The 12,936-nt window shown below is 38.1% G+C and carries 13 protein-coding genes; 7 read left to right on the top strand and 6 right to left on the bottom strand.

Going from position 1 to position 12,936, the window contains the following annotated elements:
* Positions 1-38: 38 nt before the first annotated feature.
* Together splB and NST91_RS20505 are read right to left on the bottom strand one after the other, a co-directional pair.
* Positions 39-1,064, bottom strand: coding sequence for a spore photoproduct lyase (gene splB / locus NST91_RS20510; protein WP_341332626.1), 1,026 nt, complete (start codon positions 1,062-1,064; stop codon positions 39-41).
* Positions 1,061-1,309, bottom strand: coding sequence for a transcriptional regulator SplA domain-containing protein (locus tag NST91_RS20505; protein ID WP_099353271.1), 249 nt, complete (start codon positions 1,307-1,309; stop codon positions 1,061-1,063). The genes splB and NST91_RS20505 overlap by 4 nt, the downstream gene beginning before the upstream one ends.
* A 242-nt stretch (positions 1,310-1,551) precedes the next feature.
* On the opposite strand from NST91_RS20505, the gene NST91_RS20500 reads away from it, so the two are divergent.
* Positions 1,552-1,977, top strand: a complete 426-nt coding sequence (locus NST91_RS20500; RefSeq protein WP_121448841.1) for a YugN family protein — start codon at positions 1,552-1,554, stop codon at positions 1,975-1,977.
* A gap of 66 nt (positions 1,978-2,043) precedes the next feature.
* On the opposite strand, the gene uvsE (NST91_RS20495) is transcribed toward NST91_RS20500, so the two are convergent.
* The gene (gene uvsE / locus NST91_RS20495; protein WP_341332625.1) at positions 2,044-3,009 is read right to left on the bottom strand and encodes a UV DNA damage repair endonuclease UvsE; all 966 of its coding nucleotides are present in this window, start codon (positions 3,007-3,009) and stop codon (positions 2,044-2,046) included.
* Positions 3,010-3,067: 58 nt separating this feature from the next.
* Positions 3,068-4,021, bottom strand: a complete 954-nt coding sequence (gene uvsE, locus NST91_RS20490; RefSeq protein WP_341332624.1) for a UV DNA damage repair endonuclease UvsE — start codon at positions 4,019-4,021, stop codon at positions 3,068-3,070.
* Between the two features lie 209 nt (positions 4,022-4,230).
* Here uvsE (NST91_RS20490) and NST91_RS20485 point away from each other — a divergent pair, with 209 nt between their 5' ends.
* The 5 genes from NST91_RS20485 to aac(6') all read left to right on the top strand — a co-directional run bounded on the left by NST91_RS20485 (position 4,231) and on the right by aac(6') (position 10,808).
* A complete protein-coding gene (locus NST91_RS20485; protein ID WP_341332623.1) occupies positions 4,231-5,064 on the top strand; it encodes a hypothetical protein in 834 nt (277 codons plus the stop codon).
* Between the two features lie 182 nt (positions 5,065-5,246).
* Complete coding sequence (locus NST91_RS20480; RefSeq protein ID WP_341332622.1) at positions 5,247-8,489, top strand: chondroitinase family polysaccharide lyase; 3,243 nt, start codon at positions 5,247-5,249, stop codon at positions 8,487-8,489.
* A gap of 121 nt (positions 8,490-8,610) precedes the next feature.
* Positions 8,611-9,624, top strand: a complete 1,014-nt coding sequence (locus NST91_RS20475; protein ID WP_341332621.1) for a macro domain-containing protein — start codon at positions 8,611-8,613, stop codon at positions 9,622-9,624.
* 83 nt (positions 9,625-9,707) lie between these two features.
* Positions 9,708-10,346: a vWA domain-containing protein gene (locus tag NST91_RS20470; RefSeq protein WP_341332620.1), complete on the top strand. Its 639-nt coding sequence runs from the start codon at positions 9,708-9,710 to the stop codon at positions 10,344-10,346.
* Positions 10,347-10,370: 24 nt separating this feature from the next.
* Positions 10,371-10,808, top strand: coding sequence for an aminoglycoside 6'-N-acetyltransferase (gene aac(6') / locus NST91_RS20465; protein WP_341332619.1), 438 nt, complete (start codon positions 10,371-10,373; stop codon positions 10,806-10,808).
* A gap of 54 nt (positions 10,809-10,862) precedes the next feature.
* On the opposite strand, the gene NST91_RS20460 is transcribed toward aac(6'), so the two are convergent.
* Positions 10,863-11,312, bottom strand: coding sequence for a nucleoside deaminase (locus NST91_RS20460; RefSeq protein WP_341332618.1), 450 nt, complete (start codon positions 11,310-11,312; stop codon positions 10,863-10,865).
* Positions 11,313-11,357: 45 nt separating this feature from the next.
* A complete protein-coding gene (locus NST91_RS20455) occupies positions 11,358-12,188 on the bottom strand; it encodes a hypothetical protein (protein ID WP_341332617.1) in 831 nt (276 codons plus the stop codon).
* A gap of 165 nt (positions 12,189-12,353) precedes the next feature.
* Between NST91_RS20455 and NST91_RS20450 the strand changes: the two genes are divergently transcribed.
* A complete protein-coding gene (locus tag NST91_RS20450; RefSeq protein ID WP_341332616.1) occupies positions 12,354-12,884 on the top strand; it encodes a DUF6241 domain-containing protein in 531 nt (176 codons plus the stop codon).
* Positions 12,885-12,936 lie beyond the last annotated feature (52 nt).

The following is a 12,936-nucleotide window of genomic DNA, read 5'->3' as shown; positions in this document are numbered from 1 at the left end:
GACAAGGATACCTTGTCCAACGGTATTGTTACCTTGATTTATGTGAAGTATTCTAGTTTTGCGTTAGGGAAAAATTTTTCCATATACGAATAGAGGTGTTTTTTAATATCCTCTTCTTCATCCTTCTGATAGATGTATTTCCCGATCCCGTATTTACCCCACTTATACCTTCTTTTTTCTTCGTCCAGTTCCAATTTAGTCATTGGGTAATTTTTTTCGATAACCCTTTTTGCTGGCTTGGTAAATCGGTGCTGAATAAATTCAAAAGTTAAGTCCTTTTTGGCTTCTGGTGGTAATTCTGCCTCTAAACGCTCGAACATCTTATAGTATCCATCTTCCCATCCATCATGGAGGTAGATAGGGGCTATAATGAACCCAAGAGGATATCCAGCCCTTGCAACTTTACCTGCAGCCTCAATTCTTTTTTCTAATGGGGATGTTCCAGGTTCAAAGTTTTTTACAATATAATCAGCATTCATACTAAAGCGAAACCTAGTTTTGCCGTTGTGTTTGGCATCTAATAAATGATCGACGTGATGAAATTTTGTCACAAACCGTAGTTTGCCATACTCTGATTCACCAAAATGTTCGATCGCTCTTTTTAGAGTATGTGTTAAATGATCAATCCCTACAATGTCAGATGTACAGGATGCTTCAAACCTCGTTATTTCTGGGGCGCGCTCCTCCATATATTGATCAGCGGCTTCTAGAATTTCATCGACATTTACATATGTACGAATATATGGTTTTGATCCCATTGTTGTTTGTAAATAACAATAGTGGCAATGCCCCATACAGCCTGTTGCGAATGGAATTGCATATTCAGCAGAAGGCTTTGAGGTGTCAAATTTAAGTGTTTTTCTTATCCCCACTACAAGAGTTGATTTAGCGACACGGTATTTTTGGAAGTCGTTATCGCCAGGTAAGTTTCTTACCTGATTGTGTGATGTGGTATATCGAATCTCAACATCCATTTTTTCAAATTTTTCGAGGAGCTGTTTTCCTAACGGATAATCTAATGCTTTCGGTTCAAAATAGATGAGCTTTGGGTTAAATGGCTTCATTCGAAAGTCCCTTCTGAAACATCCCCATAGTAATACTGATAGGCTTGGTTTGCTTCTTCTTCTGTTGAATAAACAGCAACCTCATTTGATAATGGATAATACGTTTCATATAGAAACAGGGCCAACTCATTCGGTCTTTCTGGGTGATTTACAACAGCTGCTGCTTGGATATTAGCTACGTCTTGAGTATGGGGATTTCGATAAAATACATAAACAACATCACCAGCCTGATACATTTGTTCCATAACATCACCTTTACAGTGGGACAGAGATTCTTCGTCCCAAAATTTGTATTAGCTTGGACAACGAACTTGTGCCTGTGTCCTTATAAAAAAGGATAAATCCTTTTTACTCATTTTTGCTATTCATTCCCAAAGTTATGTCTGTTTGATTATGGAAAAAGAAGAGGTTTCATGCAACCATGTATGTTCCTATCCCATTTTGAAAATACTACCAATAGTAACTATGATTAGTAGAGGTGAATAGTGTGATTGCATTAAATTCAGTAATCGATGGGAAAAAAGCAAACTTTGGCGCGGTCAGAGATATATTTGATTCCCATGGATGCAGTTTTTGTAGTAATTTTGAATACGATCAAGGAAAGTTTGATGCGGTATTATCGCGTGAAAATGGAGAAACGATTTATTTACGGGTTCCTTTTTTCGTTGTGGAAGGGATGCTGGATCATTCGAGTGCCCAAATTCAATTTGGAACACCATATGTCATAAAGCATATTGTGAATTTTGGTCTTGACCATGATGAAAACTCATTTGTCACTGCAACAACTGGACTTGATCAATTCCAAGAGCCGCTTGATAAGGATGGGCGTATATCCGATAAAAGCAGATGGGAACAAGCTGGTGTTGAAGTAGTAGAACGCATATATAATTCCATGAGAGACTTAGTATCCTAATGGGAAAGGGACAGGTTACCTGTCCCATTTTTATTTTGGGACAAGGGACCTGTCCCTGTGTCCCAATTATTTTAAATAGAAGGAAGAGCCGTCGATTATTTCTATGTCATCCCTCGTTTTGATTTCTTCTATTAGTTGAAAGAGTGCAGCGTCTTTTTTCTTTGCTTCGATCATGCAGTCGATTTGTGGAACACTCCCTTTAATTTCTTTTAAAAATGTAAAGAACATCTCAATATCGACGAAATCTGAATGATGACGAAACGCTTCCTTGCTTTTTGGACTTGAAATATGCATTTTGATTGGGAGCGGTGAATGCTTCCATGTTTGCACAATCCTATCCCAATGCATTTTCCAATTAGGATTCTCATGGTGGGCAAGATGATGATGATAATCAAAAACAAGTGGAATATTTAATTTTTCACATAAGTATAGGGTATCTTCTAGAGTAAATGATGTATCATCATTTTCGAGCATAATCATCTTTTGAATTTTTGCCGGAACCTCCATCCAATTGGTAACAAAACGTTCAAGCGAAACATCGGTTTCTTTATAATTGCCTCCGACATGCATAACACAACGATGAGTGGGATCTAGCCTCATAGCCCTTAAGAGAAGATAGTGGAGCTTTAGGGTGCGCACTGAATTTTTAAGAATGTCCACTTGAGGAGAATTAATCAGAACAAAGTGATCTGGATGAAAATCCACCCGGATATCATGTTCTTTTACAAAATCTCCTATTTCTCGTAGACTTGCCTTTAATGGTTTCATATAATTCCAATCAAGCAGTTCTTCATGATTGGCTAAAGGAATGAGTCGAGAGGTAAGCCGGTAAAAATGAATGTCAGATGCCGCATTATGCTTTAGTAGTCTAAGTGTATTATGTAAATTGGAAAGGGCAATCCTCTCCAATTTGCGAATCGCAGCCTCTCTGTCCTCTATTTTTTGAAATTGGGCATATGTCATTGTTTTTGAAGGGGAAGCATTCTTAAGTTCTGTACTCATTGCCACGTAGCCAAGACGTACCTTTGTCACAATCATTCACCTCACATATTTCTTCATGTTTACAAGTGAGACAAGGGGCTGTTTGTCCCTACCACTCCACAGTTGAACTAGATGTTCGCTTTACTCCTCTAATTTTCGATATTTCTTCAACAAGTTTGTGCATGGCAAGGTTTTTTTGCTTCGCTTCGATCATGATATCCAAATCTTCATTAAGTTCCTTAGCCATTATTAAAAAAGGCATGACAAAGTCTAATGACACAAAATCAGCGTGTGAACGGTAGGCATTATCTGATTTGGGTGATGAAATATGCACTTTTGGTACAGTCACCCTGTCATTCCAAGTATTGAAAATACGTTCCAAATAAAGAGAGAGGTCGACGTCTCCTATATTTGCCATATAGTGATGGTAATCGAGGACCATTGGAATGTTTTCTTTTTCACAGGTAATCAGTGTTTCTTCTACATCATAGGTTTTATCATCATTTTCAAGTGTCATTTGTTTTTTAATTTCATTTGGTAGTTGTTTAAGGTTTTGATGAAAACGTGATAATGATGTTTCCTTATCACCATATGCACCACCAATATGTATATTAAGAACTCCTTTATCAAGCGCATCTAATGCTTTAAGCATCTTGAAATGGAATTCCATATCGCTTACAGCGTTCGTCGTGACTTCATCTCTTGGACTTGTAAAAAGGGTGAACTGATTCGGGTGAAAGCTCACCCTCATATTAAATTGTTGGATAAGGCGCCCAAGCTCGTCCCATTCATTCTTAAAGGGAGTGATGAAATCCCACAAGACCTCAGGATGGGTGGCCAAGGGGACAAGTGAGCTTGAAAGCCGGTAAACCTCAATTTCATGTGCGATATTATAATGCAGAATCCTCTTTGTATGGAGTAAATTCTGTGCGGTCACAAATTTTAGCTTATCCATACGTTCATCTTTAGGAAGTGCTGCATACCGTGTGAAAGTTAATGATTTAGAAGGACTTGAATCCCATAAACCTAATGCATTTGCCACATAACCAAAACGAATTCTCATTTTTACCCTCTTTTGGGACGGGGGTTCTCCAGTCCCTTTTTTATTTGCAGTGGGACAAGGGACCTGTCCCTGTGTCCCAGAATTTTGTTATATTTAATGTAAGGAGAATATGATGTTATTATGCGGAAGTTTCTATTTTTTATGGGGAGATGATGGGGATCGAGCGAAATTTTAGGATTTTTGTGGTGCTGGCTTTGGTGGGGAGTTTGGTGTTAAATTTTACATTAGTATCGAAAGTGAATCAGCTTGAGGGGCAGGTAAGCAATTTTTCGAACTTTCAACATGATATTATCTCTAGTATTGATGGGCAGGCAAGTCAGGTGTACAGTGCTTTAGAAGAATTTAAGAATGAACAGAGCTGGATTAGTACGGTTACGATGGAGATTGATAACAACGCAGTAACAAATGGCCAAGCGAATGCAATTTTTAATTGGCAGGTCAAGGAGTTACAAAAAAATTCAGACGTTGTGTTTCATTACACCTTTAGTGAGAGTGAGGAATATAAAGCTCTCCCTGCAAATGAAATGCAAAATGGTCTTTTTCAGGTAAAAGTACCTTTTAGATTTGATAAAGAGCCGCAATGGCATGTTGGACTGATTACTTCAGATTCCTATCACAGTGAAGAGGCATCAGAAAAAGAAGCTATTGATGGGAATGATATGATTCATTTTTATGTAACGGTTTCTTATGATGATGATTTAGTAAAAAGTAGCGTGATTCAGAATGAATTTTTAGGGGATTTGAGAACGAGTTATTACGGAATTATCCAGACAGATGTTCATATTTTTAAATCAAAATTAGATATTACGTTAATTAATTATCAGATTGATGAAAAATCTGTATATGTAGAAAAAGCAACCCTTCTAAAATATAAGGGAGATACCTTAATTGGAGAAGAAGAATTGCAAATGGTCAAAGAAGACTCACCAGATTATAGTGAACATTTTTTCAACATCCATCAAGTTGAACAATATGAAAATATCAGACTAGTGATGAAAGTCGAATATAGTAACGGAGATAGCTTTGAAAAAGAAATCTATTAATAGGACAGGGAGCCCATTCCATAGGTTGGGATTCCTTGTCCTTGTTTTTTTATCATTTCAGGAATATATACCTATTCTTTTTGGCGGGGGTATAATCTTTTCACCTTTTTTTATTTTCTTTTTTAATTAACATTAATAAATGTAAGCGTTTTACACATTAGCGTTGAAAGGGGAGAGTATGGGTGAAGAAATCAAAGAATGACCACCAGGGACAGTTTCAGCGAGAAATAGACAAGCTGACGGGACCTACCTTAACAAAGGGAGGGTATGGGAAAAAAATCATCGCGTTATCGTTAACAGCTACTTTGGCGATGCCACTTGTCGTCATTGGGACACAACCACAGGCTTCAAAGGCACATGCCGAAGTGATTCAGGAGGAATCAAAACAAGAGGATATAGTAAAAAGGGCTTACCAGATGGAACAGGATGCTAAAGCACACGGGATTCCATTATTTTTGTTCGAAGATGGTGTCCCTAAGACCTTTACTTCCAAAGAGGGAACACTTGAAACCACAGATGAGCATTCGAAGGATGGACGTCAGGCATTGAAATGGAAATTTCAGAATGGTTCAAGACTCACAGTAAAAGAAAAAATTAACTTTAAACCGTATGTTGAAAATAATCAGGACCAATCGATCGATACCTTTGTAGTCTGGGTCTATAATGAAAAACCCGTTAATGATGTAGCCACCTTCCAATTTGGCAGAGGAAATAAAGTGGATAGCTGGTTTGAAATGGATCTAAATTTTACAGGCTGGCGTACTGCTTGGGTTTCCTTTGAACGTGATATGGAAGGGACGCCACATCCTCAAATGAATCGGATGACGATTGTTGCACCAGAATCTACATCAGGCACATTATATTTTGACTCCATGATGCTTTCCACACCTCTTGACCCACGTCATCACACACCAGACCGGCAAGTACCGTTTGTGAATCCAACTGTTATGGAAGCCGCAAATAGTCACTGGCTCGGCTTGCTGCACTATTCGAGATTAACACCACCAGAACCTCAATCGGAAGTTTCTGATTCTGCAATAGCAGGTATTCGAGCAATTGATGAGAAGTTTACAGAACTAGTTTTTAAAAAGCAAAAAGTAACAGAGTCACTACTAAATGATATTCGTGGTGAATTTGCCACATTCGGCATCAAACGAAGCGATGAAGGAGGTATCAGTGGGGGCTCCTTGTTTATGCCGCATTTTGACCAAATTCCTGCACCATTAAAAGAGGACTTCAAAAACTTAAACAATACAATTGACCTTAGAAAATACACTGATTTTATGCAAGTAGTAGCGAATGCGTACCTCTCTACAGAGGACGATAATCAAAAAAGTGAACTAAAGACAATGTATATCGATTTAGTAGATCATTTAGCAGATCAAGGCTGGAACGATGGCAGTTCACAGGGAACTATGCATCACCTTGGTTATAATATTCGTGGATTCTATACTTCCGCTTTTCTCATGCGTGACGTGTTACGTGAAGCTGAGCGATTAGACCGAACCCAAAAAGCATTATTTTGGTTAAGTGGTGCAGGAAAAATATATACTCCCGAGGAAGAAGTGGTAGGGAATATTGATATCTTAAACACAACCCTGAATGGTATGCTTGCTAGTATTCTAGTTCAAGAGGATACTGTGGAGAAGATACGAGATATGGAGAGTTTTTCAGCTTGGCTATCTCAAGGACTTCGACCTGCGAAAGGGTTAGATGCTGCATTTAAGAAGGATGGCTCTGCTTTTCATCATGCGAATCATTATCCTGCATATGCGAATGATGCTTTCAAAGGTGTTACTCCAATCATGTATGTTCTTTCAAATTCTCCTTTTAGAGTTGCAGAAGATGCTCATGAGACACTGAAAAAGGCTTTGCTGTCGATGCGCTTATATTCGAATAAAACACAATGGCTAATTAGCGTTGCGGGACGTCACCCAACTGGTACCCAAGGCTTGGTCTTGCCGCCTTATAGATATATGGCATTAGCAGGAACACCTGATGGAAAAGAGGAAATTGATCGAGAGGTTGCTGCTGCATATTTGAGACTTTCTGATAAGGAGGATGCTACGGTACGTGAGTTCAAGAAGGTAGGAGTTTCAGCAGAGGCAGATCCAAATGGATATTGGTCGATGAACTATGCGAATCTTGGTATCCACAGACGAGATGATTGGCTTGTAGGGGTTAAAGGCTATAGTCGTTATTTATGGGGGAATGAAACCTATCAAAACGCCAATCTATATGGCCGTTATATGTCTTATGGGCAAATGCAAATAATGGGTTCATATAATCATAAGGATAGCGGTTATGTCCAAGAAGGTTGGGATTGGAATCGTTGGCCTGGAACAACAACGATTCATTTGCCACTTGATAAATTACGTTCAGATGTACGAAACGTTGACAAATTTAGTGGGGTTGAGGAAATGTTGTTATCTGACGAAACGTATTCGGGGAGCCTTAGTTTACAAGGGCAAAACGGTATGTTTGCGATGAAGCTCCATGAGCATCCAAAATATGAGGGGACTCATCGTGCACGAAAATCTTATTTCTTCTTTGACAATCGGATTGTTGCACTTGGATCTGACATTGAGAATGAGAATAGTGAGTATCCGACAGAAACGACGCTATTCCAAAATCATATGAAAGCAGATAATGAACCAGTCTGGATGTCATCAACTGGGGAGATTACAGATTTCCCTTACAGAGATAATCTTACACTTTCAGATAATGCATGGTTAATCGATAATAAGGATAATGGATTCTATGTACCTGCAGGACAAACACTTGCAGTTAGTCGATCTGAACAGCGGTCTAAGGATCAAAAAGATGGTTCAGATACATCAGGATCCTTTTCAACAGCATGGATTGACCATGGTCATGCTCCTAAAGATGGAAAATATCAATATGCTGTACTGGTTAAAACAAAAGTTGAGGAAATGAAGGCATTTGCTGAGGCCATGGAAAACGCTGATCTAGCTCCTTATCATGTTCTACAACAAGACCGGAATGCACATATTGTACATGATCAAGCAACTGGAATCACTGGATATGCGTTATTTGAGGTTAATCATGCTGTTGAGCATGGAATGGTGAAAGCTGTTGATACTCCATCCATGGTAATGACAAAAATGGAAGGTGAGAAGCTCATCTTAAGTGCTGTTGATCCCGACCTACGTCTCTATGAAGGGATTGAAGAGGATCAATATGATGAAAATGGCGTTCAAAAAGAAGTAAGTATTTATTCACGGACTTGGCGCCATTCCGAAAGTAAGATGAAGCAAATGAGGATAACGATTGAAGGTGAATGGCAGTTAGGAACAACCGATGCCCGAATTCGTATCATATCCGCTACCAATGGAAAAACCGTCATAGAATTTGATAGCAAAGACGCAGAGCCAATGGAAATACAACTACTGCCTAAGGAATAACATTTATAGTAAAATAATGGGACAGAGGGACAGGTACCTCGTCCCATTTTTTATTTATTGGGACAATGGACCTGTCCCCGTGACCCACAAACCGGTTTCCAAGAGAAAGGAGCAGATACTCATGCCTTTGGAGATTGTTCGGAATGATATTACGAGGATGAAAGTTGATGCGATAGTGAATGCCGCGAACACAGAGCTGAAGATGGGTGGGGGTGTGTGTGGTGCGATATTTCGTGCTGCTGGTGCTGAAGAACTCCAAACTGCTTGTGATGAAATTGGTAACTGCCCGGTAGGAAATGCAGTTATCACTGATGCTTTTATGCTGCCTGCAAAATATATCATCCATACTCCTGGTCCGATTTGGCAGGGGGGTTCTAAGAACGAGGCAAAGCTCTTACAGTCCTCTTATATACAATCATTGGAACTTGCTTATCAGCATAAATGCAAATCCGTCGCATTTCCACTGATATCAACAGGCATCTATGGTTACCCAAAGGAGGAGGCTCTGCAAATCGCGGTATCGACGATTAGCTCATTTTTGATGGACCACGAGATGGTTGTCTATCTCGTCGTTTTTGATAAAGCATCATTTGGTGTTAGTAAAAAGTTGTTTGCTTCCATAAATCAGTATATAGACGAATATTATGTAGATGAAATAGAAACGACATTTAGCCGTGCTAGAAATATTGAACACTATCATGCTGAACCAATGGAGGAAACGGACGAACTCGAACTCTACGAAATCGAGGAAAGCCTTCAGGTCGATAGCAGTTTAGCTGATATCGTCAAGCAATTAGATGAATCATTTTCTGAAAGACTTCTTCGTTTAATCGATGAAAGAGGATTGACTGATGCCCAAACGTATAAGCGTGCAAATATTGATCGTCGATTGTTCTCCAAAATTCGTAAAGATGCTGGTTACACCCCTAAAAAGAAAACAGCGATTGCCTTTGCGATTGCATTACAATTGGATGTTGAAGAAACCATTCATTTATTGTCCGCTGCTGGTTACACATTGACCCATAGCAGCAAATTTGACATTATTATTGAATTTTTTATTAAACAAGCAAAATATAATATTCATGAAATCAATGAAGCTTTATTTATGTTCGACCAACCGTTATTAGGTGCATAAAAAATGTCGCTTTTGAAGCGACCTGCACTGTTTTTAATCTTGTTATCCTTACAATGTAATCAAATTTGAACGGAGGATAACAGATGAAAACAGAATTAGTGTTTATTTTAGATAAGAGTGGATCCATGGCAGGACTTGAAGCCGATACAATTGGTGGTTACAACTCAATGCTAAAGAAGCAAAAGAAAGCGGAAGGGGAAGCAATTGTCACAACCGTTCTATTTAATCACCATTATGATATATTGCATGACCGAATTAATGTGAAAGGAATTTCACCAATCACCGAAAAAGATTACGCGGTTAGTGGTACCACTGCATTATTAGATGCAATCGGTTTTACGATCCAAAAAATAAACAATGTACAAAAACACACGAGTCATAATGAACGAGCTGAAAAAGTACTATTCGTAATTACAACAGATGGAATGGAAAATGCAAGCCGTGAATTTACAGCAGAAAAAATTATAAAAATGGTTCAAAACCAAAAAGAGAAATATGGATGGGAATTCATGTTCTTAGGTGCGAATATTGATGCCGTATCAACAGCTGCGCAATTTGGAATTGATGAGGATTTTGCCGTTGACTACCATGCTGATGAACAAGGGACACAATTGAATTATCAAATGGTAAGTGAGGCTGTCACAAATCTGCGCAGCGGGAAGAAAATAGACCGAAGCTGGAAGGAAGAAATCGAACGCGATTATAGCCGACGTTCAAGATAGTAGAAACTATTTTAGGAGGAATTTATGGAAATAGTAAAGGCTATTAATAATGATGTAAAAGCAATTACGAAACTTGCATTACGGTTATGGCCAGATAATGTAGAAAGTGAACTTACTAGTGAGTTTTCTGAGCTGATTCTGGACCAAAAGGCGATCATTTATTTAGCTAAATCAGAGAATGATACAATAGGTTTTGCTCAATGCCAATTACGAATGGACTATGTTGAGGGAACTGAAAGCAGCCCGGTAGGATATCTTGAAGGTATTTTTGTAAAAGAAGAATACAGGAGGATAGGAGTTGCGAAACAGCTATTATCTGCTTGTGAGAAATGGGCGAAGAGTAAAGGGTGTAAAGAATTTGCAAGCGATGTGGAACTTGAGAATAATATAAGCTTGAATTTTCATTTAAGTAATGGGTTTCAAGAAGCGAATCGGATTATATGTTTAACTAAAAAACTTTAAAAATAGTATGCCTGTTTGCCACTATAATTCGGGGACAGGCATAATCTTAATTTATCATTTTTGCTTCCAATGTAACATGGGGTTTTCTTGCCCCTCCAATAATTTCATCTGTGTCATTTGGAGAGTGCGTTCTTCTCTCTTTTTCTTTAATTCATTATAAATAAACGTGGACTTCCCTAATCCTACCTCTACAGCTTCAGCAGCTGATTGACAAAAATAAATATTTTCAATACCTGCAAAGTATATTGCCGTCAAACACATCGGACAGGGCTCACCACTAGCATACATGGTAAAGCCAGAAAGGTCATTCGTTTGTAATTTTTCTTGTGCACGACGAATGGCAAGCAATTCGGCATGTCCGCTGACATCATGTACTTTATGCAATTCATTTACACCTTCAGATACTATCTCATTATCCTTTACAAGAACTGCACCAAAAGGCTGTCCACCTTCATTTACATTTTGTAAGGCTAGATTAACTGCCCTTTTCATGAATTGATCCAACTTTTTCTCCTCCAAGCCTTTTTATCTATTGTATCAAATCCCAGACTAGGTATCCTTTTTAAGGTTTTTTATTTTTCGATCTGCATACCTAACAAAAAGATATCCGAGGAAGAAGGAGAGAAAGCTTAATGGATAATCTAGAATCGTATGTTTAGCCTTGAAAACACCGGTCGTTTTCAACACTATATCGTAAGCAATATATGAAACAATCATAATAAGATACCAGCCATTCCTTGCATTAACTACACTTAAATAAGCAAGTAAAAAAGCAAAAATAAGACCCGTTACCGTTGTTATGGCAGAACTACCTCGATGTATTTGCTCCAGCCATTCAATATGGTAGGTTCTTATGCCAATAACTGCATGGAGCAGATAATGTAGGGGTATAAATATACCATAAAATGATAAAAGTAACGATCCAAAGTGAATCCATTTCTTTTTTAAATGTACCCACCACAGTCTTGCAATAGGAAAATAAATAACTAAACCAACAACAGTATACCAGGGGCTCCACCAATTAGTTTCAAAAATTCCCCATCTAGTAAAAATGAGTTCAATTAAGGTGAAAAATAAAGCTAACGGAATGCTCCAATACCACCTACACCTCAAAACGACAAATAAAGCTGCAAACGCAGGGAGCACAAGGCCATTAACCATTGCACCTAAATGTGAATCTAATTCATTGTCTAACACACCTAATTTATAAACATAAGCTTTTCCCCAAAGATAGACGAAGTAATCAAATAAAAGAGTGGTACCAGTGACGGTAAAATAAAGAATAAAAAGACGACCCGACCTAACTTTCCAATATACAATTGTTAAAATCGCTAATCCTAAAAGAAATAATACTAGATAGGCCCATAATCCCAAACTCAATAAAATAAACCTCCGACTTGTTTGTAGGTATTTTTACCTAACTTTATCCTTAAGATTCGTCACTTAAGCAAATAACGCTATTTAACCATTTATTTTATGCTAATATGAGAAATGGATACATAATACTTAAAAGTAAGAATATGGTGCTTTTTAGAGGGGGAAATGATGAAATATTGGATAATAGGTTTTGTGCTTTTAATAGCGGTTTCAGTAGGTTTGATGTTCAGTGTTTTTAATGTGTTCGACAGTGCTGATAATCAAAAAGTAGTCTCTTCATCGAAGCAGGAATCCAGTAATGCGAATGATTTTAAAGAGCAGACTAAGAAAATTGGTGGCATTACATATGATTTAAAGTTAAGCCAAACACCAGATGAACATGAAGTTATCAAAGTGATGCATCATATGACCCATCAAAAGGTGAAAGCCGAAGATAAATGGGGTGCAACACCGATGATTCCCGATACCATCCATGAGATTTATGATATCATTTCCAAAAGCGATTTTTCTAGAAAAGAAGATCTCTTAGAAATTGCTAAACGCTGGAAAAGTGGTGATTTCAGCAGAGCTGATGATGACCACAATTATTTTTGGAACTACCAAAACGGAACGATAGGAAAGGCGTATGGCTTAATGAATGAAGCTGAAGAAAGAAGATTTATCATCAATAATTTTGGTGAGGAGTTTTTACCAGATTAATGGTTAGTTCAAAGTATGACCAACCTGCAATGAAGAACAAAAGATGCAAAAA

This window comes from Ferdinandcohnia sp. FSL W7-1320 (assembly GCF_038050315.1).
Taxonomy (GTDB): Bacteria; Bacillota; Bacilli; order Bacillales; family Bacillaceae_L; genus Ferdinandcohnia; species Ferdinandcohnia aciditolerans.
Note: the sequence above shows the minus strand (reverse complement) of the source record. Positions and strands in the feature narration are given on the sequence as shown.

Coding starts and splice junctions, on each gene's coding strand:
- NST91_RS20475 (WP_341332621.1), top strand. CDS start 8,611: ATGCCTTTGGAGATTGTTCGGAATGATATTACGAGGATGAAAGTTGAT.
- NST91_RS20470 (WP_341332620.1), top strand. CDS start 9,708: ATGAAAACAGAATTAGTGTTTATTTTAGATAAGAGTGGATCCATGGCA.
- NST91_RS20505 (WP_099353271.1), bottom strand. CDS start 1,309: ATGGAACAAATGTATCAGGCTGGTGATGTTGTTTATGTATTTTATCGA.
- NST91_RS20450 (WP_341332616.1), top strand. CDS start 12,354: ATGAAATATTGGATAATAGGTTTTGTGCTTTTAATAGCGGTTTCAGTA.
- uvsE (WP_341332624.1), bottom strand. CDS start 4,021: ATGAGAATTCGTTTTGGTTATGTGGCAAATGCATTAGGTTTATGGGAT.
- splB (WP_341332626.1), bottom strand. CDS start 1,064: ATGAAGCCATTTAACCCAAAGCTCATCTATTTTGAACCGAAAGCATTA.